The sequence below is a fragment of the Saprospiraceae bacterium genome, assembly GCA_016715965.1.
Lineage (GTDB): Bacteria > Bacteroidota > Bacteroidia > Chitinophagales > Saprospiraceae > Vicinibacter.
On sequence record JADJXG010000001.1, the window covers coordinates 1,400,088 to 1,426,148 of the forward strand.

Genomic DNA, 26,061 nt, shown 5'->3' on the forward strand with positions numbered 1-26,061 from the left:
TTGTATTTTGCGTGAAAATAGGACTTATTTTTAGAACCAGACATTTGGAAATCAAACCCATTTTCCACTTGTTTGAAAAAATTGACGGGTCTCTCGCCCAAAGCCTTGGATAATAACTACCTTTGAGCCTGATCTTATGAAAACGATAACCGAACTCAAACAAATCGCTTCTCAAGTGCGAAGAGATATCATCCGCCAAACATGGAAAGCCAAAAGCGGCCATCCGGGAGGCTCATTGGGTTGCGCTGATTTCATGACGGCACTTTACTTTCACTTTCTCAATTTTAAACTGCCATTTAAAATGGATGGACAGGATGAAGATATGTTTTTCCTATCCAATGGCCATATTTCCCCGGTTTTTTACAGCGTGCTGGCAAGAAGTGGGCACTTTCCGGTCAGTGAGCTGGCTAGTTTCAGACAACTTAATTCAAGATTACAGGGTCACCCGGCCACCCATGAGGGATTGCCTGGTGTACGAGTAGCCAGTGGCTCCTTGGGTCAAGGGCTGAGCGTAGCCGTTGGTGCTGCCATGGCAAAAAGAATTCAAAGGGATTCTAATCTTGTATTTGTGCTGACGGGAGATGGAGAGTTGCAGGAAGGTCAGAATTGGGAGGCCATTATGGCTGCTGCTCATTACAAATTGGACAGACTTATTGCAACAGTAGATTGGAATGGACAACAAATAGATGGACCCAATGAGAAAGTAATGTCTCTTGGGGATCTCGATGCTAAATGGAGGGCTTTCGGTTGGGAAGTTCTGCACGCCAATGGCAATTCGATGGAAGAGGTGATCAAAGTCCTGGAAATTGCCATCTCCAAAACGGAAAATGGCAAACCAGTGGTGATACTGATGAAGACGATAATGGGCTTTGGAGTAGATTTTATGATGGGTACACACAAATGGCATGGTGTTGCACCGAATGATGAACAGGCACAGATAGCACTGTCACAATTGCCGGAAACATTGGGAGATTATTAGAACATGAGTCATTGGGATAAATATCAAAGTACAGTAAAAAAGGCCACCAGGAACGGTTTTGGGGATGGATTGCTCGAAGCAGGTAGATTAAATGAAAATGTAGTTGCCTTGTGTGCTGATTTGGCGGGAAGTCTGAAAATGGACCTCTTTGAAAAAGAGTTTCCTGATCGATTTGTTCAGGTAGGAGTCGCTGAGGCCAATATGATGGGAATGGCTGCGGGGATGGCCACCTGCGGTTTGATTCCATTTACCGGGACCTTTGCCAACTTTAGCACAGGTAGGGTATTTGACCAAATCAGACAATCCATCGCTTATTCGCACAAGAACGTAAAGATTTGCGCTTCTCATGCCGGACTTACGCTCGGAGAAGATGGTGCCACCCATCAAATCCTCGAAGACATCGGATTGATGAAAATGCTACCTGGAATGACCGTCATTAATCCAGCTGATTATGCCCAGACCAAAGCTGCTACCATCGCCCTCTCCGATCATCGAGGTCCGGCCTATTTGCGTTTTGGCAGACCCGATTGGCCGGTGTTTATGGAGGGACAAAGCTTTGAAATCGGGAAGGCCATCCGACTCAAAGAAGGAAGTCAGGTGAGTATTTTCGCCACCGGACATCTTCTATGGCAGGCGGTAGAAGCCGTCCGCATTCTCGAGAAAGAAGGAATTGATTGTGAACTCATCAATATACACACCATTAAGCCGCTCGATGAGGAAGCTATTCTGAATTCAGTACGAAAAACTAAAAGAGTGGTGACCTGTGAAGAGCATCAGCGCAATGGAGGATTGGGAGACAGCATTGCACAATTATTGGCCCGAAATTTTCCGGCACCAATGGAATATGTTGCAGTGAATGACAGCTTTGGAGAAAGTGGAAGACCCACAGATTTATTGGTCAAATATGGATTGGATGTGCCCGATGTGGTGACTGCGGTTAAAAAAGTTTTGTAGCGAACTTTAAGCTCGGCAATTCATTCGTTGATTTTTATGATCCTCACCATTAATGCAATTATGTTTTTAAACATTTGGTCTATTTATTGCTTGAATTAAGTGCTCATTGGGGTACAGATTTATAGAAAACCCAAACATTATTTTATTTATAGCAAAACAATATTAGTAAAAAATGAAATTCGCCACCAAAGTCATACACGCAGGGGTTGAACCGGATCCATCTAGCGGAGCCATCATGACCCCTATTTTTCAAACATCCACTTATGTGCAGGATGGTCCGGGAAATCACCAGGGCTATGAATACGCCCGCACCCAGAATCCCACCCGCACAGCACTTCAAGAGAATTTGGCGGCCCTGGAGAACGGAACCGATGCCATTTGCTTTGGTAGCGGTTTGGCTGCCATGGATGCAATCATCAAGCTTTTACAATCAGGTGATTCTGTACTTGCAAGCAATGACTTGTACGGAGGTTCTTTTCGATTGATGGAAAGGGTTTTCAAACAATTCGGAATTCAAAATAAATTGATTCCGATGCAAGACATTCAATTGATTTCAGACAGTATTCAGGAAAACACCAAAATGATTTGGGTGGAGACACCAACGAATCCTCTCTTGAATATTGTGGATATCGAAATGGTGTGTCAGTTGGCTAAACAAAAAGGGATTCTTGTCTGTGTAGACAATACTTTTGCTTCCCCTTATCTTCAAAACCCTCTGGATTTGGGAGCTGACCTTGTCCTACATTCTGCCACCAAATATTTGGGGGGTCATTCCGATGTAGTCCATGGTGCAGTCATAACAAAAACCAAGCACTTAGCAGAAAGACTCTATTTCATCCAAAATGCTTCAGGAGCTGTCCCGGGTCCAATGGATTGTTTTTTGGTGTTGAGAGGTATAAAAACCCTGCACATTCGGGTCCAAAGGGCTTGTGAAAATGCAAAGGCCATCGCAGAATTTCTCAAAACCCATCCTAGGGTATCAAGGGTTTTGTATCCTGGTTTTTCGGATCACCCTGGACACGAAATTGCAAAAAAGCAAATGAGAGGTTTCGGTGGAATGGTTTCTTTTGATCTGGTAGGGGCTAGCGAGGAGGAGGCCAGAACAGTCCTTTCTAAAACAAAACTCTTTGCTTGTGCAGAATCTCTTGGTGGAGTTGAATCCCTAATAGGTCATCCCGCTTCCATGACCCACGCTTCACTCCCCAAAGAAGAAAGACTCAAATCAGGTTTGACCGATTCCCTCATGCGACTCAGTGTTGGCATAGAAGATGTGGAAGATTTAATTGCAGACCTGGACCAGGCTTTGTCATAAACCGGATCCTTTTTATATTTGCTTCATGAAAAAACATTTTATCCTGATGTTGATCTGCGGGTTATCAGTTGACCTGCCTGCTCAACACCTGCTCAAAGATCTAAACCCTGGAAATGAAAATGGAGTTCAATCTTCTAAAAACATTGTTTTTAAAGGAAAACTTTATTTTCATGGTTCCGATAAGCCCAACAATGCAGGCACAATATGGACGACTGATGGCACCAGTGAGGGTACGATTGCCTTGCCCAATTTGTCCCTTGTCAATAATTTTGATTTTATGACAGACGCAGGATCCAAATTATTTTTTCAGGGATTTGGATTTGTAAAAGTACTCTATGTGACGGATGGCACTCCTTCTGGCACCCTCAATCTGATTGGATTGGAGACGATGCCGATGACTCAGATGCTAAAATTGGATGAGGGAAGGGTGTTGATGTTGATAAAAAGCAATACAACATTAACCCATCCCGACCAGCTGTGGGTTAGCAATGGTACCCTCGCTGGAACTTTTAAAATTCGCGATATTCTGACCAGCTCATCTGATACCTATATCAGTTCGAATTTCAACGGCAAAGCACTTATTTATGATTTTAGCAGCAACAGCACTTTCGAGCCTCTCATTACAGATGGCACCGTGGAGGGAACCAAGCCCTTGTTGGATGAGTTACTGAGTAAAAATGTGGACGAGCTTCAATCCATTAGCAATTGCTATGGCCTGAATGACCTGTTGATTGTTGGAGGAAAGACAAAAAATGGTGCAGAAGAAGCGATTCTTCTGAACCAACAATTTCAAAAAATAAAGGAATTGAAAGCGCCAGAATTCAATCTTTTTGGAAGAGTCCGACTCTATTCTCTCAGTGGGCATTTGTTGATCCAAAGCGGTAGTCACCTTTATAGCTATGAGACCGCCACAGGAGATTTAAGCAGACTTAGCACTTTCTTAATTGCTGCAACAGACAGCAAAATTTTGAAGGACAGATTTTACGCTTATTTCAAGGAGACCAGCGGTATAAATTACTTCGCCGTGACCGATGGAACCCAACAAGGAACACATAAAATTGATGGATGGCAATCTTCCGTCATATCCGAGTACAACATACAATTCCGCGGAGATTCTATTTATTACCTAACTGAGACCAATACGCAGATAAAAGAAATTTATACTTGTCATATAGATAGTCTAACGGGTAGGTATTTTTCTGATTTTGGGGGAAGATTCAGACCAACGGTAATGAATGTAGTGAATGATATTTTTGTATTTTCAAGAAATACCGCAGAGGAAGGCGTAGAGCTCTACAGATTTCCCATGGCTGAACCATCGTCTAGCCGCGAAGAAAAAGAATTGGGATCAGAGTGCAGGCTCGTACAAAATCCGGTCCGAGATTATGTACAATTGGAGTTTGGAACTACCATACCGACGAATGGAAAATTGACACTCATCGACGGCAATGGGCGTACAATCCGTCAGATGAATATCAATGGAGAAAGCAGGTATTTTATTCCAGTAACTGATCTTCCTTCAGGATGGTATTATATAAAAATCTATACGACAAATGGACAGGAATCAAAAATAATTTTCAAAGAATAACAATATCATTACACCATGACAACACCACCTTTAAAAAACTCCATCAAACTTTGGGCAGAAGATGACAGACCCAGAGAAAAGCTCGCTGCCAAAGGAAAAGAGGCCTTAAGCAATGTAGAATTACTTGCCATTTTGCTTGGTTCAGGAAGCAGAAATGAAAGCGCGGTAGATCTTGCCAGGCGCATTTTATTTGGATGTCAAAACAGCCTATTGGAATTGAGCAAGCTGGGAATTAACGGACTTAAAAAGTACAAAGGAGTCGGCCTGGCCAAGGCCATCAGTATTGAGGCCGCATTGGAACTAGCCCGCAGAAGACCGCTAGAAGAGGCGATCAACAGATATGCGGTAAAAGCCAGTGTGGATGCTTACGATCACCTTCGACTGAGGATGGAAGATTTAAAAATCGAGCAATGTTGGGTGATTTATCTCAATCGCGCTTCTGCGATCATTCATTCCGAATGCATCAGTACCGGCGGTCTTTCAGGAACTGTGGTGGATCCGCGCATTGTTTTCAAAAAAGCACTTGAGCTGAGCGCTTCTTCCATCATTCTGGCGCACAACCACCCATCTGGCAATCTGCAACCCAGTCAACAGGACGATCGACTGACTGATCAGGTCAAAAGTGCGGGTGCTTATCTTGACATCAGAATGACAGATCATCTGATTATCTCTGAAAAAGGATATTATAGCTATGCAGATGAGGGGAAATTGTAATAACAGAATTAAATTCTGATATTATTGATTTTGACATTATTTATTTTTATAAAATCTAATATTGATTTTTTAATTCTAAAAATTATTGTCTTTCAATATTATATTAATAATCAATTACTTTTGAAAAGCCCGAGAAATATATTTTCAGTATAACTTCTGTTATTTGGACTAAAGAAAAGTTCAAAATAATTTGGATTATTTGATCTTTAGCCTTCACTTTGTACTTTTATTCAAATCTAAATCCCCAATAATGATACACACAACACAAAACAAGCCAGCGCAACTCCCATCCAGTTTCTTTCTGGAGAACAATTGGTATTGCATTATTCAAATCCAAATGTCATTTTTGGATATGAATATTTAAATGGTATTTTTACAGAAGTTAAGACGGGTACATCTACTGACAATAATGCAGGAATAATGGAAAGGTACGCCTGCCTCATGAATAGGATTGATGTCTATGAAGAGCTCAATCCCAAGTTCCAACCAAGTGTTAAGGAAGTTTGCCCCGGACTCGGGACATTTGATGTCTGTTTAGAAATGGATATACCCAATCAGGGTCGGCCAATGCAACCAGATTACTATTATGAATGGGCATGGAATAACAGCACAACATTTCCCAATCCCAATGAGCAGTTTAAGTTTTTTTCCGGGTATGAAGAATGCAACACCCTATCCGTCTCACAAATTCTGACAAGTCAGCCATTTCATATTATTGTCAGAGTCTGTTCAGAACACGATCAGAATGATTGTATCACATGGGTTTCAAAACAGATCACAAAGAATTCTGATCCTCAATGTTCTGATCATATCAATTATTTGAAAAGGCAACTTGCAGATTTTGATGAAGAAAATTGGTCATCAAATGGAAGTGTTATAGAAGATGTTGAAACCAGTAGCATAGAAGAATTTAGTATTCGATCTATATTCAATCAATTTGGCCAACAGATGTCATTGAAAAATTTGGATTTAACGAATCTTTCAAGTTACACAATGCAACAGTCACTGCCAGCAGGACTGTATTATGTAAATTTTAGTAACAATAATAAAATAGAAACACGCAAATTTCTTGTTTTGCCCAAATAAAATATGCAATATGAAAAATCTAATTTCAATAGTACAGGTTATTATTATTCTCTTTTCAATTTTATCATGCCAAAAAGGCATTGACATTCCTATACCACCGTCAGATCCTGATCCTGTAGACAGCACGCAAAAAGAACCTGAAGAAAACTTACCTTATGCCAATGTATTTTACCCGAAGGACACCTCCAAGGGTGCAATGTATGCGGTAAAAAACAATCATCCCAAAAAATTTGTGGCAACTTGTAATTGTTATTTTTATCCCAAGGAAGTACCAGCTAAAATTTATATTGGAGGATCAACATCATTGGACCCTTGGCCACGGGTTTATAATTATGAAATATTCACTTTTGGCGGATACGAATTAAATTATAATATAAACCAAATACCAACAGTTTATTACAATAACAATAAGGTTGTTTATAGAACATTGCAGCACGACACTTTTGAATCGTATTATCTACTTGATACTAGTTATAGAAGGAATGTTTTTCGTTTTATCAAGTTAGATACCAGTTTAGACATAGCAGAAGGGGAATTTAATGTACAATACAAACTTGATCGATTATATGACTCGACTGCAGTTAACCCGCCATCTGTCATTCGTTTGGCCAATGGCAGGTTCTGGTGCAAGTTACAGAGAAGATAAAACTACATCCATCTATTTAACTCAAAATTGTCATTAGAATCCAATTACCAGCCAAAATACCTTCAAATATTGTCCTCTTCTCGAAATTTGTCCTCAATGAAATTATACTGGCCAAACAATGTTTTGTTTGGTTCTCTCCTTAGCGAGTGAAATCATTCACTCGCTTTCCGACATAATCGGAACCGGTCGGCCATGGGCAAATTTCTTGCGAGGAGTCCAGTCTTTATTGGTATTTTGACTTTCATAACGAATCCTAATGACATTTTTGGGTTTAATATGAAGCGTAAGTTGCTTTGCTTTATTCCAAATGCACCATTTCTTTAAAATAAATATGGAGATCCTGTATTCAAAGGATAAATGGTTTGACCATTCACCCTAACTTTGCGCCATGATGCCATCTGCCCAGACCAGCCCGAATGGTTCCATTCTCAATAGATTGTTTTCGTTTACAAGGCCCTATCGAATGCTTTTGGCTACATCAGCAGTTCTTGCTGTGGTGCTCGCACCCTTGGGCGGTCTTACCCCCTGGCTCACCCACATCATGGTGGACGAATACATCATGAGGTCGGATCTGCCCGGTCTCCAAAAAATGGCATTCATATTTATGGGGATCCTGATCATCACAACGGTGCTCCGGTATTATTTTGCCATCCTGACAAACCGGCTGGGTCAAAGTGTGGTGAAGGATATCCGTCTCAAAGTTTTTAAGAAAATCATTTCTTTCAGACTGAGTTATTTTGACAAATCGGCCGTTGGCACCAACACCACCAGGACCATTAACGACCTTGAGTCAGTGCAAGTCGTCTTTTCTGAGGGCTTGATTACCATCGTGGCTGATATTTTAAGTTTGCTGATGGTGTTGCTTCTAATGTTTTACACCAGTGTGATGCTTACCCTGATCACCTTAATCAGTTTTCCCCTGCTATTGATCGCAAGTTATATTTTTAAAGAAAAAGTAAAAGAGTCCTATCAGAGGGTGCGCAATCAAGTGGTCCGCATGAATACTTTCTTGCAGGAACATATCAGTGGCATGAAAATCGTGCAGGTATTTACATCAGAACAAAAGGTAGGTCGCAAATTTAAAGAGATCAACCGCGAATACACACAAGCCAACCTGGACGGAATCTTTTATTACGCTGTTTTTTTTCCGGTGGTTGAGATCATCTCTGCGGCTTCATTGGGATTTATGATATGGTGGGGGGCCCAGGGTGTTTTGGATGATAAAGTGACTGTCGGACAACTGATCGCATTTCCCATGTTTTTAGCAAGACTCTTCCAGCCAGTGAGGATGTTGGCAGATAAATTTAATACTTTACAAATGGGTCTCATAGCTGCGGGGAGAGTATTTCAATTATTGGACAAGGATGAAACCGAACAACTGTCAGAGGAAAGATTAATCCAAAAGTTAAAAGGCAAAATTGAGTTCAGAAATGTTCACTTTTCTTATGATGGAGAAACCCCGGTCTTGAAAAACATCAGTTTTACCCTGGAGCCAGGACACTCTTTGGCCATTGTCGGCCCAACAGGATCCGGTAAGTCAAGTATCATCAGCATATTAAACCGTCTCTATGAGATCAAGGAAGGAAAAATCCTGATGGATGATCAGGATATTTGTACATACCCATTGTCTATGCTACGTCAGAGAATAGGGTTTGTTTTGCAGGATGTTTTTTTGTTCAATGGCACCATTCGTGAAAATATCAGCTTGTATGATCCAGAAATTGGTCTCGATAAAATACAAGGAGCTGCAAAATCCATCGGAGCTGATGAGTTCATCACAAGACTACCCGGAGGTTATAACTTCAAATTGGCAGAGAGGGGAGCCAATTTGTCTTTGGGACAAAGGCAATTAATTTCTTTTGTGAGAGCTTTGGTTGCCGAACCCGATATTTTAATTTTGGATGAGGCGACCTCCTCCATAGACACCCAAACAGAAAAAATAATTCAGGAGGCCATTCCCAAGATGATGAAAGGGAGGACTTCCATTTTAATTGCTCACAGACTTTCTACCATCCGTAATTCAGATCAGATTATCTACCTTAAAAATGGTGAAATTAAAGAAAGTGGTACCCAGCAGGAACTTTTAAGCCTTTCTGAGGGTTATTTTAGACGACTTTACGAATCCCATTTTCAGTTGGCTCAGGCAAATTAGTGTTTGCTTCCAATACTGTTGTTTACAATTGATGATCGGCATTGTATTCAAAAAACAGCTTGGTGCACAAATTCTGATGATTCATTGATAAAAAATGAAAAATTGAGAATTAACACATTATTAATTTGTTTAATGTATAAATTTATTGTAAATTTGCTCCTCTGAACATGATCCAGCAAAAAACTTTTTCCATGCATTCCGGAAGAAATATCTTCCAAAGGATTTTGGGCTCCCTGGCCCTTGTCACCATTGTGGCCTTGGTGTTTTACCTCTTTTACCAAATCTATAAGTTACTTTACCTGATCAGTCCTGTCTTTTTATTGATTGCTGTGATCTTATACCCCAGAGTCATTCTTCACCATTTGAAGGTTATCCAAAGGACCTTCCAGACAAGTCTGATGGGTGGACTTTTGACGGTAGGCTTGCAGGTTATTGCTTTACCATTTGTGGCCATAGGTTTGATCTTTAAGGCCTGGGCTTATCGTAAATTTGGGAATTTGCAAGAAGAGGGTTTGAACGATCAGAACACCAATTTTAGTTCTTATGAAGAAGTTCTTGAAAGGTCAACTGAAATTCCCAACAAAACAGAACAGCGCAGGAAAGAAAGTGAAAAGCTCTTGTCCACCTATGATGATTTATTTGAATAAGGTCTTGGTTTGGAGATCTATCTTTTCATAATCGATGTTTTTTTTGGAATAGCTTATGTATTTTTATTGATTTGGCTATTCCGTAATTGGCGCCTAACTCCTAATCTAAATCCTTCTGATTTTGACCAAATCCCTTTTAAGACAAGGCTGAGTGTAGTCATTGCTGCCCGAAACGAGGATAAAAACATTAAATCCTGCATTGAATCTGTCTTGTCACAGAACTATCCATCAGAATTGATGGAAGTATTGGTGGTGGATGATCAATCAGAAGATGATACACCTGAAATTCTGGAAGACATCAAGGATCCTCGATTGAAAGTAATGCGTTTGGGTGTTTACAAAAAGACCACCATCCAGGGATCCAAAAAGAAAGCGATTGCCTATGGGGTTATTCATGCGCAAGGAGATTTAATAATTACCACAGATGCAGATTGTATAGCAGGCAGTCAATGGGTCAGCACCATTGTTCGTTATTATGAGACCTATCCGGCTCCACTCCTCATTTTACCGGTCGAAATCGTCGGTTCGTCATCATTCCTCTCCCTTTTTCAAAAATTGGATTCAATGAGCACCTTTTTTATACAAAAAACAGCACACGATGCTGGTTTTTTTCAGTTGGGGAGTGCAGCCAATCTTGCCTTTGAAAAAAAGGTTTATCTGGAGTCGGATCCTTACGGCGACAATATGCAAATTGCTTCTGGAGATGATCTGTTCTTAATCAAAAAAGTAAACCAATTGTACAAGAAGCAAACAGTAGTTTTGAAATCAACGGATGCCATAGTTCAAACTTCGTCGGTTCAAACTTTAAGTGAATTCATATCCCAAAGATTGAGATGGTCCTCCAAAGTAAAAAAGGCTGGAACCCTAAGCCTTATGGTTGTTTCTTGTTTTGTTTGGTGTTCAAAATTTTTCACTTTTTTATCACCTGCATACTTCTACATAGTGCAAAATATGCAATTTTTTTGGGCATCCATTGCATTGCTGGTCCTTCATCTGATCGCAGATTTTATGGTCTTGTATGAATCAACGGGTTTTTTCAAGAAGAGAAAATACCTGTGGTATTTCTTGCCCATGGAGATAATGTATTTTGTTTATTTATTCACCATCGGTTTACTCTCATGGATTCCGTTTCAACTTGAATGGAAGGATCGCAAAATCAATGTTTGATCCTGAGAATAGGATCTATTTTCAATCTTCTCTTTTCTCCTCCTCTTTTTTGTAATCTGTCGAAGGTGGTGCTGGCGGTTGAGGGCTACTTGGCTCTGTGATCACTGGTTGCTCAGTTGGAGCTGGCACATCAACCTGCTTTTGTTTGTTTGAATTATTCCAAAAGAAGTAAAGCAATAGCAAAATTACAATGAGCGCAATCCACCACCAATTAAATCCCTGGTCATTATTTTTATGGTTGGTTCCTGATTGATCTTCTAAACTTGGACCTGTTGAATGTACTACCATTGGTGTAGGTCCGAATGCGGGAGCCAAAGGATCTGTGCTAACCCCGCTTTCATTGGTCCAAGAACTTGTCGCATTAGAAGAATTTATGGAAGCTTCGGATTTAGATTCTGTAATTGCCACTCCTCCAATTAAATTCCAAAGGGAGGCTTCATCATTTTTTGGACAGGATCTGCCTATTTCTTGGTGATTGGCAGCCCGGAGGGTCAGAAAATAGGCACCATGACTTTCAATCATGAGATAACGTTCCTTTAGAACACGATTTTGCAAGACCGACTCCATTCCCCGGTCTCTTGAATCAGCTGAAGGATAAGCTTCACTCCGTAATACAATTTGATCGACTTCATTAATCCAGGCAAAATAATACTTGCCGTTGTGGTGCTGAAAAGTAATCATGTCCGGATATTTCTCAGAACGCATCCTAATTTGTTCCTCGTATTCTCTACAAATCAGGTAATCATCATTTTTATGCTCAGTAGAACTCATTTTTTGATTTTTATTGGTTCAAATGTAAAGATATTCAATTAAATTTAGATCAAGAAATGATTGGTTCTATTGAATTTATTTTTTACCCAACCCCCTAAAGCTTTATTCAATGCACTGCTGGTTTCATTTATCTCAATCCAAGCTGAGTATGGATTAAATTGATATTTAAAACTTATTTGATCTATTGCATTATATGTATTATTATTAAGCCTCTGCGAATTCTGAGAAACGGGTTATTTGGTCCCGCTGTCCACAACAATTAGTTCAGAGTAATTGGATCTTTTTCCAGCAGGATGAATCAGAGATAAGCGCAAAATGTAATTACCGGAAGGTAGAATTCTTTCCATATTGTCGTCTCCAGCCCAGATCAACAGATCTTGGGTACCAATAATTTCATTGGACAATGTTTTTACCAACTGTCCCGAAGGGGTAAAAACTTCTGCCCTGAGTTTGTATCCAGCCTGATCCAAATCAAATTCTATGCTGAGAAAGTCCCTGTAAGCATCTCCGTTGGGACTGATCACCCGGTCAAAGTCCTTGTAGGGTTTTTTTGAATCACCCGATATGGTATCCAGGTATTGGCTATTCTTCAATCCTGGTGTGCCGTAATTTACCCGTGATGAAGCAGATTGCCAGTGATTTTTTTCCAATGAACTCAACACCGGTCGGATTTTTTCAAGACTGACGCCATTCTCGTCGCGCACCAGCGGATGGTGCCACGAATTGGAATAGGAAAAAGAATCAATCAAGACCTGCCTTCCTCCAATGGGGGTACTCATTACCAAATCGCCTTCCTTGTCATCAAAGCCTGGAAGACTGATTTGAAAAATTTTAAAGCTGTCTGCGTATGGGAAATTATCCAGTATATTTTTTCGGTCTGGTGTAAAAACCAAATAGTCATCGGGAGCTATGGTCAGATCGAGATTTACCTTATAAAGCAAAGTTGAAGTCCTTGGATTGGAAATAAAGATATCCTTCACCAAAACTATTTTTTGACTCACGTTGACAATTTCCACATAATCACTACCACCTGACACCGGATTAAAAAGAACTTCATTCCAAAGCAGATCTCCAGCTGATGGTGCAGAAGGCAATTGAAATTGTACTGTTTGAGTGGGAGCCATATTTCCACTACAATCTTTGGCATCTTTAAAGATCAGACTGTACTGCACTGAATCCAATAAAGCTTGATTCAACAACAATAAAACACAATGCGGATTATCAGGATCCACATCTGCTGTCGCAATGGTGATCCCCTGATCGATCATGTACAGATCTGTGACATGATTCAAATCTGCATGCAAAGCTTCATTCAACAAAAGCTTGATTTCCCATTTGCTTACAGCGGTCACATTGATAATCTCAGGACCATTTAGATCAAAACTTTGATCAAAGACAGAATTTATTTGTCCGGGTGTACCACCAATGTTACTTTGCGTCACTGCCCAGCTGGAAGATCCCTTGCAATATTGATTGGGTTTTTGAAGTTCAAGGGAATAACCACCCTCTTTTTTTGGAGTATTCCCGTACCAATTTTGATCAAAATTCAGCTGATGCAAAATCATTTTACTCGAACTAAGCAGTATAATTTCATCACCTGTATTGTTGAGTGCGGGTAGCGATCGGATACCAAGGGTATTACCATACTGTTGAAAGCTCGTGGTATCTGCCACATTGCATAGAATCAAATATTCGCCTGGCCCTATAAGGTAATAAGGAAAAGGAGAGGATGATGAGGAGGCATCTGCAATGACAAAGTTGCTTATATCAAAGATACGATTAGAGTTGTTATATAATTCTATAAACTCTGCATCAGGAAGACCTGCTGAAGGGGTTGGGTCCGCCATAAATTCGCTGATCAACAAATCTCCGATACCCGGCAGATCTGGCCATTCAGATCGAAAAGCAATTTCTGCATCATCGGTTTGTTTGTTGCCATTTTTATCTTCCAAATTTTGATATTTGAGAATATAATTTTTTGAGTTTTCGAAATCAGATTGAAAAATTAAATGATATATTTTGTTTGATGCCGCCTCTTTTATTATACTGGAGGGGCGTCCAAAATCCACCACCCAATAATTGTCTGATTTGAGGGCTGCAGAGTCAATTGGTTCTTCATCGAATTCAATTTGCAAACGGTTTCTTTCTACCGCCTGGGCTCTAATAATCCTAGGAGGAAGAGTATCCAGCGCCGGAATAGCAATTCCCAGATCATCCAAAATAAACTTGTCTTTTCTGGTTTCAGTATAGGTACATAAGATCCCCATGAACGATTGATTGAAATTCATCTGAATGGTATCCACAAAAAGTCCTTCAAGTGAAAACGATTTGTGTCCGGAATAATCAGATTCGACCATCCAATTTAAATCTTCATTTCTTTTGATTTTTAACCGCACTACTGCCGGTTCTGAAGCAAGGACGGATTTGACACCTTCACCGAGAAGTCTCGAATTATTGCCCGATTTGACATACAGCTTCCAATTGTCTTCGCTGCCATTTTCACCAATTTCAATATAATAGCCATCTGCTGTCATTGGGTCTGCCTGATTCATCGACAACCACCAGCGAAATTTATTGGTATTGGATGGACTAAAATCGAGTTTAAGATAGACAGTCCAAACTTGTTCAGATGAAATATAATCGTAGCTACGGTACAAAAAGCTGCTTCCAGCGCTTGGAGCAGAAAGCATGAGTTGTTGGTTTGAATTAATGGTAAAATGGTTTGTATCACCTGACCAATGACTCAAATCCATTTCAAAAAAGTCAATCCATTGAGCGGACAATCGGCTGACTGAGCCACCAATTACTACACCAGTCAAAGAAATCAATAAGAAAATACATCTCAAATAAAATGTTTTCATAGTTTCCAAAAATGATGAAATTCGATCTTAAAGTTAATTTATGCCATATATTTGGTACACAAAATAATTAATTTCCCGGATTCAAAGATAGAATTGTTTTATAAAGCCTTTGTTAATTTGTTCAAGGAGCAAAGAGTAGCAACTATTTTTGCAACAAATCAAACGATATGCCTAAAATTGCCATCGTAGGAGCAACCGGAATGGTGGGACAGGAAATGCTCAAAGTACTGGAAGAATCAGGAATTAAACCGAAGGAGCTGTTATTGACTGCATCAGACAAGTCGATCGGTAAGAAAATAGATTATCAAGGTCATTCCTATACGCTGCTTGGGATAGACGAAGTGATTCGATATAAACCTGACATCGCAATTTTTTCAGCAGGAGGATCTACTTCCTTGCAATATGCTCCTCAGTTTGCCAATTTGGGTTGTTATGTCATTGACAACAGTTCAGCATGGCGCATGGATCCTCAGTGTCCTTTGGTAGTTCCGGAAATCAATGCCAATGCCATTCACCCCGGTAGTTTTATCATTGCAAACCCCAATTGCAGTACCATCCAAATGGTGATGGCTCTGCATCCATTGCATCAAAATTTTGAAATAGATCGAATTGTTGTTTCTACTTACCAATCATTTACAGGTACCGGGATGAAGGCAGTAAGACAATATGAGTCTGAAAAGAATGGTCATTTATTGGTTGAATTACCGGCATACCCACACCCTATATTCGAAAATTGCATTCCACAATGTGATGTTTTTCTTGACAATCTCTACACCAAAGAGGAAATGAAATTGGTCCACGAAACCCGAAAAATTCTGGATGCACCTTCATTGCGAATTACTGCAACAGCGGTAAGGGTGCCTGTGTATGGCGGTCATTCAGAATCCATCAATGTGAGTTTCAAAAAGGACATTGATTTGGGACAAGTCAGACTGCTTCTAAACAATACAAGAGGATTGAAGCTATTGGATGATCCCAATCAAGCCATTTATCCAACCCCCTTACAAGCCAGAGGAAGAAATGAAGTGTTTGTAGGCAGAGTTCGGATGGATGAATCACAGGCAAATACTTTGAATTTATGGGTCACTGCAGATAATCTCAGAAAGGGAGCTGCTACCAATGCAATACAAATTGCTGACTATTTAATTAATAATTCATATATAAATAACTGATTAGGTTTTGTTTAAATATTTTTTATTCCTTCTTGTTTTTTTTTATCCTTAAATAGATTGAAATTTGAAGAAATGATCGGATTTTTGCAACCCCTTTACCAAAAACCGGAATTAAAAACTGCCTGACGTTTTTTCTTTTTCGGCTTACATTTGTAAAAAAGAAGGGGTCTAATTTAGAAGTAATTGAAATGCGCAATAGGATTGTAGTTTGGGGTGAAGATGCAGAAGAAAACAAAGTTCTGTTAGCCATCGCGTTGGATGCCGACGAGAATAAAATTCACATTTGGTCGATCGCTGATCGCGACTGTACGGAAGAATTTTACAACCAGATGATGGCTGATTGGAGAGAAGGCAAGGATCTTGAATTTCCAGGCAATACAAAGCATATTATCAGAGAACTTACAATGGCTGATAGTATCTTGCCCGATGACCTTAAGGTAGAAAAATCGGATGTTATTTCAAGAGCGCAAATGGAATGGCACTTTGCGGTTTTGACCGCAAAACTTTATCGAAATTTTAAAAATGAAATGGAAGAAATTTCTGATAAAGTAAAAAGATTAGAGGTTTTTGACATTGAGGTATGGGATGAAATGAAAAACTTATGGTCCAATGTGCAGAAACAAATTCTCGACAAGAATTTATTCCGCGATCACATTGACAGCCTTCGGAAGAAATCCGATTCCATTTTTGAAGAACTCAAAAAGTTAAGGGAAAGTCAAAAAAATGAAACACTTGAAAAATCAAAAGAAATACTAGATCAATTCACTGAAAAGATTCAAGTACTTGCCGAAAGATTAGACTCTGGTGGTGTTATTAAAAATATATTTGACGATCTTGTTAAAATACAAAACGATATCAAAGGAGTTGATCTGTTGGACAGAGCGCACATCAGAAAGCTTAAGGTCAAGTTGGATCATGTGTTTCAGGCTATAAAAGCTAAAAGAGAAGCCAAATCCAACCAATCTTCCTCTCACCAATGGAAGGACCACGTCAATCAAAGAATGGAGGGTATCAATCAAGCCATTCAGAGAATTGAACACTCTCTTGGCCTGGATCAGAAAGACATTGATTTTGAAAATAAGCGAATCGCGAGTACAAATGGGCAATTGGAAGCTCAAATCAGGGTTGCCAAAATCAAAATGATCGAGGAAAGGATGCGGCAAAAGCAAGAAAAACTAGATGAGCTACTCAAAGTTCGGGAGGGTTTGGAGAAAAAGCAAGAAAAATTGCAGGTTAAAGAAGAGAAGGAAAAAGAAAAACAGGAAGTCAAGCGAAAAGTAAAAATTGAAGAAAAAAAGATAAAGGAAAAAATCAGTCAGGAAATTCAGCAACATCAGGTAGAACTCGCTGGTTCTGAAGATAAACTCCTGAAAGCAGCGGAAGAAATCATGGAATCTAAGAAAACAATAGGGAATGTCAATGAGACCAGCCTTGCTGAATCAGATGATTTGCTTCTTCAAAATGACATTCCAGGGCCTGCTGATCCTGATTCTGACAATCAATCCCAGGAATCTTTTTTAGAACCACAGGAATCTAAAGACACGGTTGCTCAGGATCCTGATTCCGATAAATCGGAATAGGTATCAGATTTCATTGGATTGAAATTCCAATTCTAATTTTAATTATTTAAGCCAATTGCAAAACATCCAAAAACAGGATATTTTGGGATTCAAAGATTACTTACAATTGATACGAAAATCCCTTAGGGGGGAAGATTATGATTACACCAAGGGTGATCTTAAATCTGCCATTGTATTGTTGTCCATTCCAATGATTTTAGAGCTGTGTTTGGAGTCTGTTTTTGCTGTGGTGGATATGTTTTTTGTGAGCAAACTAGAAAACAGTCAGGTAGCCATTGCAACAGTGGGATTGACAGAATCCATTTTGACTTTGGTGTACACTTTGGGAATAGGTTTGAGCACGGGTGCCACCGCCATCGTTGCCCGCCGAACGGGAGAGAAGGACATTGAAGGTGCTTCCCATTCAGCAGTTCAGGCATTGATGGTCACCGTTGCACTCTCCATTTTAATTTCAATACTCGGAATCATATATGCGCCACAATTGCTGACCATGATGGGGGCAAGATCTGAGGTAGTTTCAGAGGGAGTTGGATTTACCAGGATCATGATGGGTAGTAGTATCTTAATCATATTATTGTTTATGATCAATGGGATTTTCAGAGGTGCAGGAAATCCACTCATTGCTATGAAGAGTCTTTGGTTGGCAAGTATTTTGAATATTTTACTGTGTCCAATCATGATTTTTGTTTTGGATTTTGGTTTGGAAGGAGCCGCAATTGCCACCGCCATCGGTAGATCGGCCGGTGTCATGTATCAATTGTATTGGCTAAAAAAAGGATCTTCACAGCTCGATATCAAAACGTCCTATTTTCAATGGGACAAAAAGCTTAGTTTGGATTTTATCCAATTATCCTGGCCGGCAACCCTTCAATTTTTTATTCAGAGTGGATCCTGGGTATTTATGGCATATTTGGTGTCGAGAACAGGAAGCACCGAAGCGACTGCCGGCTATCAGATTGCCATTCGAAATATTGTCTTTTTCATATTGCCCGCTTGGGGATTGTCCAATGCAGCGGCTACCCTTGTTGGACAAAATCTTGGTGCAAAACAGGCGGATCGGGCCGAAAAAAGTGTCATACTCACCACCTGGTACAATTCATTTTTTATGGCACTTGTGATGTTATTGTTCTTGTTTTTTTCACAACCAATTGTAGGTATTTTCTCCACAGATGCGCAGGTTTTAAATTACGCGGTACAGGCTCTGCAAATCATTGGCTCCGGATATATTTTTTACGGCATTGGAATGGTGATGGTACAAGCTTTAAATGGAGCAGGTGACACAAGGACTCCCACCTGGATTAACTTAATTGGTTTTTGGCTATTCCAGATTCCGCTTGCCTGGATATTGGCGGTGGAGGTCAATTGGGGTCCCACAGGCGCGTTTGTTGCAGTGCCTGTTGCAGAAACGCTCGTGGCACTGCTAGCATGGTATTATTTCAAACTTGGCAAATGGAAAGAGGTCCAAGTCTAAGATTTTTACTTTAACCCAAACAAAAATTTTCTCATTTTATGGTAGAGTGCGGTATTCTCATAGATACCGGAAAAGTTTTCTGCGCCTGGCCCAAAAGCAAAAACCGGAATTAATTCAGCCGTATGGTGCGTTGTGCTATAACTTGTCGACAGTTGTCCCATCCTTGACCCAGGATTGATGGCCATTCCACCGGTTTCGTGATCACCTGTGACAATGACCAGGGTATTTTTATCTTTCTCAGCAAAATCAAGTGCCACTTTAACCGTCTTATCAAAATCAAGCATTTCAGCCACCACATACTCAGTTTCGTTGGCATGTCCTCCCCAATCAATCTGTGAACCTTCAATCATTAGAAAAAATCCATTGGATGGATGAATTCTATCTAAAAATTCGATGCTGTGAAGACTTGCTTTTGGTAGATAATCTCTTCCCTTATTGACAGGTAAAGGATCTCCATCCGCAGTAAAATAGACCATTTTGTCTGATTGGGGAAAAATATATTGCCTGAAATCACTTTCAAAATAATCTGTGACCACATACCCATTTGAAATCATCAATTGGGTTAAATTCAAACTGTCTGAAATCCTTCTGTCAAAATATTTTTTTCCACCACCAATCATTAAATTACAGCCAGATTGGCTCATGTTCATTGCAATGTTCTCATACATATCCCTGCTTGGTTGATGCGCTGCAAATGCAGCTGGAGTAGCATGAACAATCGAAGAGGTAACTACCAATCCTGTCACAAATCCCTTTCTGTTGGCTTCTTCCAAAATCGTCTCAAGCTTTTGACCGTTTGGGTCCATTCCTATGCTTCCATTTTTTGTCTTTTGTCCCGTACTAAAAGCAGTAGCGCTGGAAGCAGAATCAGTGATCAGGTCATCGGCTGCATGGGATTTTTGCAATCCAACATGGGTGCAGCGCTCAAGTGCCAATTGGTTGTTGTTCATATAAAGGGCGGCGCTGATTTGAGCAATGCCCATTCCATCACCGATAAGAAGAATAATGTTCTTCTTTTTTTGGATTGATTCGGATTCACTCTGAACAGACTTGGTGCTGTCTATCTGTTTCTTTGCTGTGGAACAAGATCCCAGAAGGAAAAACAAACAATTTATAAATACGAAAAAGCGAAAGACCATACGCAAATTAAGATATAAGACTATACACTTTACCCGGTAATTCTTTGACCAGTCCTTTCATTTGTAGCTCCAATAAAATTCCTGCAAGCATTCCCGGGGTAAAGGTAAGTGAATGATGGAGCATATCAATGTGAACTTTTTGTTTATCTTTTAAAACATCCAACAGACATTGTTCTTCGTGCGAAAGTTCTAAAAAAAGTTGAGATTTATGAGATACCAATTTGTCCAAATCTGTTTTGTTCCAATTCATTAATTCAACCAGATCCTCTCCGGATTCAATGAGATGGGCTTTGTGATCTTTGATTAATTGATTGCATCCGGAAGAATTGATATCTTCTACCCTCCCTGGAAATGCAAAAACATCTTTGTTATAGTCATTGGCCAATTGTGCAGTAATTAAACTTCCCCCTTCTTTTTTACTTTCGACTACGACCACTGCATCAGTCATTCCCGCTACGATACGATTTCTCATGGGAAAATTTTGTTTATCCGGACGTGTTTGCACATTGTATTCGGTCAACAATCCACCATGAAGACACATTTTTTTGGCAAGAGATTTGTTTTGTGACGGATAGAGGATATCTAGCCCATGACCCAAAACACCAATGGTGGGTATTTGTAAACCAATGCTTGATCTGTGGGCTAATGTATCCACTCCATGGGCAAGTCCACTGACAATGGTCACATTGTATCCCTGCAAAAATGAAACCAGGTTTTCAGTAAGTGATATTCCATATTCGCTGACCATTCGCGTGCCAACGATGGCTATCATTCTGCTTGCGTTCAAATCTGCATTGCCCTTGTAATACAAGAGAAGTGGACTGTCATTGTAATTTTTTAAACGGCCAGGGTATTCCTGATCGGTGTAAAACAAAATCTGGATTTGGTGATTTTCACAAAACTTCAATTCTTTTTCAACTTTTTCCCAGGCTTTAAAATTTTTAATAGAATGAGCGACACTTTCTCCGATCCCGGGGATCTTGAGAAGTTTTGCCTTTGGTGTTTTAAAAACCAATTCGGCCTCCCCACAAAAAGCCATGAGAGATCGTGCAAGAATAGGCCCAACCAGATCAGCCTGGTGCAGGGCTATCTGATAAAATTTATTGGACATTATTTATTCAGGTGAATTTCAGAAAGTGGATCTCTTAACTGATTTGCCTTCTCAATAAATTCTGCTTTTTGTTGTGTTGATACACTGCTTCTTCTGGACCAGGCTTCGTATATTTCTGCAAGCTCATTGGAGTATTCCTGATTAAATGGCCTAAGCTCTTTGGCCATGGACATATACAAGATACCCATATCGTACCGCAACTTTTGTTTATAGAAAATATCATATCCAATCTCTCTGCAAAATGTAGCCAAAGCGTGTTTATTGTTTGGGTCTTTCATAATGTATCGGAAATATTCCTGAATAAAAGCCAAATCAGGTTTTTTAAGTATAATCTCTCTGATGTTTTCTAAAAACAAGCTTAAGTCTTTGTCCATTTTATGGTATTCTGCGAGGATACCAGCTTTCATGTTGAGGGCTTGGCCATAATTGGGAAAAATAAACAATGCCCTGTCAATGTATCTCAATGCCTGATCTAAATTTTTTCTTTTTGTTTCCAGATCCGAATCCTTCTGATAGAGTTGAAAATAACTAACACCGGTAAATAAGTTGATTCTGGCACTGTTTTTTGAAACATTGACCCCTGCCAGATTAAGGGTCATACTATCTTTCCAATCTGGAACTCTGGTCATGGTTCTTCCAACATAGAACAATAACAATAGAGTTGAAAAGATCAATGCGATTCTCCTTTTCAAGCTGGATAATCCAAAGAGGTAATGATGTAAAATGTAGACAAGTACAAGTACAAATCCAAAGGAAGGCATAAACAAAAACCGCTCATTCATAAAAGTACCAACAGGAAAAATGAGGTTGCTTACAATGGAGATGGTGAACCAAAAATACAGAACAGCAAACCAAACGGGCTTGTTGTTTTTTCTTTGTCTATAACCAGCTATAGTAACAGTTACTAATAGGATCAATGAGATCAAGGTCATGATGTCCGTAGGATTCATTTTGGGTACGTGATAGGGATAGTAATCATGGGTCAACGGATGTGGGACAAAAAGCAACTTAATGTACCAGGCAAGTGTAAGTAATATGGTCGAGAATTTTTGACCTGCATTCATACCTACAAAAGGATTGTTCATTAAGTCTGTTATTTTTTGTCCGTTGTCAAAGAAAAATCCAATCACAGAGCTTCTGATTATCAGAAAAAGAACGGCGGGAATAAAAAGCCATAAGCAAGATCTGATAGACGTCCCAAGACTCATATTTCTAAAAAAGACAAATACCAGGGGCATAACTGCAAGAAAGGTGATGGCGTTTTCCTTTGACAACAGAGCCAGGAAAAACCACGCACCAGACTGATATTGGTCTCTGGTGGAAGGACCATCAGGTTGGCGAACAAGACCAATCACACTCAGTAATGAAAACAGCATGCACATGATTTCATCTCTTCCTTTAATATTGGCCACAGCTTCAGTATGGATTGGATGTGCAAGGAAAAAAATGCCTGCCAGCAGAGCCATCCATGGAATTTCACTGGATTCTCTTTTGATTTGAAGCAGTTTTACAAGCAAAAAGACCAACCAACAGCAAATGCCATACAACAGAATATTGATGAGATGACTAAGCCAGGGCAATTTGCCGAAAATTCCCTGTTCAATGGCAAAAGTGACAATGGACAAAGGCCTGTAACGCGCTCCGGCCACCAGCTGTTGTTGTTCTCCAAAATAACCGGTAAAACTCTCTGTGGACAAAATGTCCCAAATTCCGGCAAAACCTTTGGCTACAAACTGATTCTGGTCCAAAACAATGGTATCGTCCAGAACATAACCAAATCCAATGCATTGAAAATACAGGGTCAAGCTTAAGAGAGAGAACAAGACAGGATAAAAAAATCGACCTTTTTGCAATTGGGTTAAATCCATATCGTGTAATTTTCGTGTGAAGCGGCAAAATTAGTTTAACCAAGTTAATTTACCGGAAGATACAATATATAAATCTTAGTTATATGTATATATTGCTGTTAATCTTGTAAACCCATGTTTTTAGTTGCAGAACCGGATTGTAGAGAAGGCATATAAAATCATTTTCGTCCCATTGGTGTGTAGTTTTCACCGTCTTTTGACTCAAAAAAATGTAGAAAAAATTTGGATTTCAAAAACTAATGATTACCTTTGTGGAACTATATGTTTAAATGTATTGTTTTATCCTGAGAGTTTGAAAAGCCCTAAACCATATTTAATCACTTCGTAATTTTTTTTATTTCTAATATTTTTTATCATGAATCTTTATGTAGGTAACCTGGATTATACAATCAGGGAACAACAAATTTCCGACCTCTTTTCAGAGTATGGTGAGGTATCATCAGTTAAAGTCATCACAGACAAAATGACTGGTCGTTCCAAAGGATTTGCTTTCGTCGAAATGCCAAATGACGAAGAAGCAACTGCAGCCATCAACAATCTGAACCAAGCTTCCGTCAGAGATCGCAACATCTCTGTCTCAGAAGCCAGACCACCAGAACAAAGAGAAAGAAGGCCTTTCAGACCTTCCAATCACGGTGGAGGCGGCGGCAACAGGTTTAAAAGAAACTGATGCTACCCGCTATAAATCTTTAGGTCAAGTCTTGCGTTTTTTCTTCTTCTTTGTTTAAGTAGTTCGGAAAGAATTTTAAGAATTTCATTAAAAGATTTATAAAATGGAAGACCTGCCGTCCAGAGGCGGCAGGTCTTTATTTTTTTAATTGCCTCTGGGAAAGTCGCTTTTCAGCAATTGCGGTCAATGAGACCGGTTCATGATGTGGGTGCTGATCAGTGATGCGTGTTTATCATTTTATTAACTGATCAATTTTAGCCAATCAATGAATCCTTTTTTAACCTTGGGTATTGAGCCCCGTATTTGTAAAGCCATAGAAGAGCTTGGGTTTGAAAACCCAACCGACATTCAGCAGAAAGCCATACCTTTATTTTTATCTCAATCTTCCGACCTGATTGCCCTTGCTCAAACAGGTACAGGAAAAACTGCTGCATTTGGATTACCTATCCTGCAGAACATCCAATCAGAAAATAAAAATACGCAGGCACTGATCATTTCTCCTACCAGGGAGCTGTGTATGCAAATAGCCTCAGATCTGAAAAAATATGCAAAGAATTTACCAGCAATGGGCATCGTGGCTGTTTATGGAGGCAGCAGCATTACCATGCAAATCAAAGACATCAGAAAATCTGCTCACATCATTGTGGCCACCCCCGGTAGATTAATTGATTTAATGGAAAGGAAGGTCATCAGATTGCAAGATGTCAGAACTGTGGTATTGGATGAAGCAGATGAAATGCTCAATATGGGCTTTAGGGAAGACATGGAAACCATATTGGCCCAGACACCAGAAGATAAAATCACTGGACTATTTTCAGCAACCATGTCACCGGACATTCGCAAAATAGCTTCCACCTATCTCAACAATCCCACTGAGGTGACCATTGGGAAAAAGAACACAGCACAGCAAAATATAAGTCACCAATATGCAGTGGTGCAGGCCCGTGACAAATTCACCGCATTAAAACGCATAATGGATTTTCATGAAGATTTTTATGGCATTGTTTTTTGTACCACCAAAGCTGAGACCCAGGAGCTTTCAGATCATCTGGTCAGAGATGGTTACTCAGCCGATTGTCTGCACGGTGATTTGGCTCAGGCGCAAAGAGACAAAGTGATGCATCGCTTTAGGCACAAAGCCATTAAAGCACTTTTGGCTACAGATGTGGCAGCCCGGGGAATCGATGTAAAGAATATCACCCATATTATACACTACCATCTACCGGATGATATTGAAAATTATACCCACCGAAGCGGCCGGACCGCCAGAGCAGGGCAGAAAGGAATTTCTATTGCGCTGCTGCATATCCGGGAAGCCTATAAATTGCATCAAATCGAAAAACTCGCTGGTGTAAAATTTGAAAGATATCTGATACCCAACGGAGATCAGGTGATCCATTCAAGGATTAAAGCCTTTATTGATTTTTTTAAAGAAAATGTGTCTGATGATGTTCATATTCCAAAATTTAAAAATGAATGGATTTGGCCATTGATGGAAATGGAAAAAGAAGAATTGGTTCAGAAATTGCTCCAGGCAGAACTTATGAGAATGGGAATCAATTATAAAGATTCAACCGATATAAATGTAGATGAAACAGTCAGATCTGGTAGATCAGACAGTGGACGTTCTGAAAAATGGGAAGGAAAAAAATCCGGTGGCAAAACAAGGTCCGGCAGATCTGATCGGGCATCTCATGGTAAAATGCACCGACTCTTTATCAATGTTGGCAAGAAAGATGGAATGAAGTACGACGAAATTAGAGAATTGATTTTTAAGCATACCAGAGTGAGTGGAAGAGCTGTGCGGGATATTGAAATGAAAGGTGTTTATTCTTTTTTCATCACAGACGGAGAATCTGCTGAGCAAATGAGAAAAATGAAAAATGCAAGCTTTAATGGAAGACCACTCAGAATCGATCTTGCCTCTGAGCAAAAGGAGGGCCGCAAATATGGAAAGGAATAGGAGTGGTTGGATGGATCAATAATCCTTTCTCAGTGATTTGATTTTTACCCTCCAATTGGTTATTTGCAATTTGGCAATAGACGAAGGTTTTGAACATTATAAAAGTAAAGCTTGGGCTTTGCATTTCCGATGAATACTTGGTTTTCATTTGTCCTGAAAATTTAATTGATCCTCAGATACAAGAACAAACAGTCACAAAACTGTATTGAT

20 protein-coding genes are annotated in these 26,061 nt (G+C 39.7%); 15 read left to right on the forward strand and 5 right to left on the reverse strand.

Annotation, left to right across the window (positions count from 1 at the left end; translation table 11 throughout):
* The first annotated feature begins 136 nt into the window (after positions 1 to 136).
* From IPM48_05195 to IPM48_05240, 10 genes are all read left to right on the forward strand, one after another.
* A complete protein-coding gene (locus tag IPM48_05195) occupies positions 137 to 979 on the forward strand; it encodes a transketolase (GenBank protein ID MBK9270971.1) in 843 nt (280 codons plus the stop codon).
* 3 nt (positions 980 to 982) lie between these two features.
* Positions 983 to 1,933, forward strand: coding sequence for a transketolase family protein (locus IPM48_05200; protein ID MBK9270972.1), 951 nt, complete (start codon positions 983 to 985; stop codon positions 1,931 to 1,933).
* 172 nt (positions 1,934 to 2,105) lie between these two features.
* Complete coding sequence (locus tag IPM48_05205) at positions 2,106 to 3,245, forward strand: cystathionine gamma-synthase (GenBank protein ID MBK9270973.1); 1,140 nt, start codon at positions 2,106 to 2,108, stop codon at positions 3,243 to 3,245.
* 25 nt (positions 3,246 to 3,270) lie between these two features.
* A complete protein-coding gene (locus IPM48_05210; GenBank protein ID MBK9270974.1) occupies positions 3,271 to 4,833 on the forward strand; it encodes a T9SS type A sorting domain-containing protein in 1,563 nt (520 codons plus the stop codon).
* A 15-nt stretch (positions 4,834 to 4,848) separates the two neighbouring features.
* On the forward strand, positions 4,849 to 5,547 hold the full coding sequence (radC, locus tag IPM48_05215; protein ID MBK9270975.1) for a DNA repair protein RadC: 699 nt from the start codon (positions 4,849 to 4,851) through the stop codon (positions 5,545 to 5,547).
* Between the two features lie 318 nt (positions 5,548 to 5,865).
* Positions 5,866 to 6,633, forward strand: coding sequence for a T9SS type A sorting domain-containing protein (locus tag IPM48_05220; GenBank protein MBK9270976.1), 768 nt, complete (start codon positions 5,866 to 5,868; stop codon positions 6,631 to 6,633).
* 10 nt (positions 6,634 to 6,643) lie between these two features.
* Entirely contained in the window at positions 6,644 to 7,279 is a 636-nt protein-coding gene (locus IPM48_05225) for a hypothetical protein (protein ID MBK9270977.1), read from the forward strand.
* Between the two features lie 391 nt (positions 7,280 to 7,670).
* Positions 7,671 to 9,431 carry an ABC transporter ATP-binding protein gene (locus IPM48_05230; protein MBK9270978.1) on the forward strand — a complete coding sequence of 587 codons (1,761 nt, stop codon included), beginning with the start codon at positions 7,671 to 7,673 and terminating at the stop codon, positions 9,429 to 9,431.
* A 167-nt stretch (positions 9,432 to 9,598) separates the two neighbouring features.
* Positions 9,599 to 10,078: a hypothetical protein gene (locus IPM48_05235; protein ID MBK9270979.1), complete on the forward strand. Its 480-nt coding sequence runs from the start codon at positions 9,599 to 9,601 to the stop codon at positions 10,076 to 10,078.
* Positions 10,079 to 10,087: 9 nt separating this feature from the next.
* Complete coding sequence (locus tag IPM48_05240; GenBank protein ID MBK9270980.1) at positions 10,088 to 11,245, forward strand: glycosyltransferase; 1,158 nt, start codon at positions 10,088 to 10,090, stop codon at positions 11,243 to 11,245.
* A gap of 21 nt (positions 11,246 to 11,266) precedes the next feature.
* On the opposite strand, the gene IPM48_05245 is transcribed toward IPM48_05240, so the two are convergent.
* Both IPM48_05245 and IPM48_05250 read right to left on the reverse strand, forming a co-directional pair.
* Entirely contained in the window at positions 11,267 to 12,016 is a 750-nt protein-coding gene (locus IPM48_05245; protein MBK9270981.1) for a YegP family protein, read from the reverse strand.
* A 233-nt stretch (positions 12,017 to 12,249) separates the two neighbouring features.
* Entirely contained in the window at positions 12,250 to 14,877 is a 2,628-nt protein-coding gene (locus IPM48_05250; protein MBK9270982.1) for a lamin tail domain-containing protein, read from the reverse strand.
* Between the two features lie 167 nt (positions 14,878 to 15,044).
* Between IPM48_05250 and IPM48_05255 the strand changes: the two genes are divergently transcribed.
* From IPM48_05255 to IPM48_05265, 3 genes are all read left to right on the forward strand, one after another.
* The gene (locus IPM48_05255; GenBank protein MBK9270983.1) at positions 15,045 to 16,049 is read left to right on the forward strand and encodes an aspartate-semialdehyde dehydrogenase; all 1,005 of its coding nucleotides are present in this window, start codon (positions 15,045 to 15,047) and stop codon (positions 16,047 to 16,049) included.
* Positions 16,050 to 16,237: 188 nt separating this feature from the next.
* Entirely contained in the window at positions 16,238 to 17,629 is a 1,392-nt protein-coding gene (locus IPM48_05260; protein ID MBK9270984.1) for a hypothetical protein, read from the forward strand.
* A 190-nt stretch (positions 17,630 to 17,819) separates the two neighbouring features.
* Complete coding sequence (locus IPM48_05265; GenBank protein ID MBK9270985.1) at positions 17,820 to 19,100, forward strand: MATE family efflux transporter; 1,281 nt, start codon at positions 17,820 to 17,822, stop codon at positions 19,098 to 19,100.
* 5 nt (positions 19,101 to 19,105) lie between these two features.
* On the opposite strand, the gene IPM48_05270 is transcribed toward IPM48_05265, so the two are convergent.
* Genes IPM48_05270 through IPM48_05280 form a run of 3 tightly spaced genes read right to left on the reverse strand, consistent with a single transcriptional unit; the run spans position 19,106 to position 23,218 of the window.
* Positions 19,106 to 20,239 (reverse strand): alkaline phosphatase, encoded by a 1,134-nt coding sequence (locus IPM48_05270; protein ID MBK9270986.1) that lies wholly within the window; start codon positions 20,237 to 20,239, stop codon positions 19,106 to 19,108.
* A gap of 7 nt (positions 20,240 to 20,246) precedes the next feature.
* Complete coding sequence (dprA, locus tag IPM48_05275) at positions 20,247 to 21,350, reverse strand: DNA-protecting protein DprA (protein ID MBK9270987.1); 1,104 nt, start codon at positions 21,348 to 21,350, stop codon at positions 20,247 to 20,249.
* Positions 21,350 to 23,218: a hypothetical protein gene (locus IPM48_05280; protein ID MBK9270988.1), complete on the reverse strand. Its 1,869-nt coding sequence runs from the start codon at positions 23,216 to 23,218 to the stop codon at positions 21,350 to 21,352. Before IPM48_05280 ends, dprA begins: the two co-directional genes overlap by 1 nt.
* A 355-nt stretch (positions 23,219 to 23,573) precedes the next feature.
* Here IPM48_05280 and IPM48_05285 point away from each other — a divergent pair, with 355 nt between their 5' ends.
* Both IPM48_05285 and IPM48_05290 read left to right on the forward strand, forming a co-directional pair.
* Complete coding sequence (locus IPM48_05285; protein ID MBK9270989.1) at positions 23,574 to 23,888, forward strand: RNA-binding protein; 315 nt, start codon at positions 23,574 to 23,576, stop codon at positions 23,886 to 23,888.
* 265 nt (positions 23,889 to 24,153) lie between these two features.
* Entirely contained in the window at positions 24,154 to 25,851 is a 1,698-nt protein-coding gene (locus IPM48_05290; GenBank protein ID MBK9270990.1) for a DEAD/DEAH box helicase, read from the forward strand.
* Positions 25,852 to 26,061: the final 210 nt, after the last annotated feature.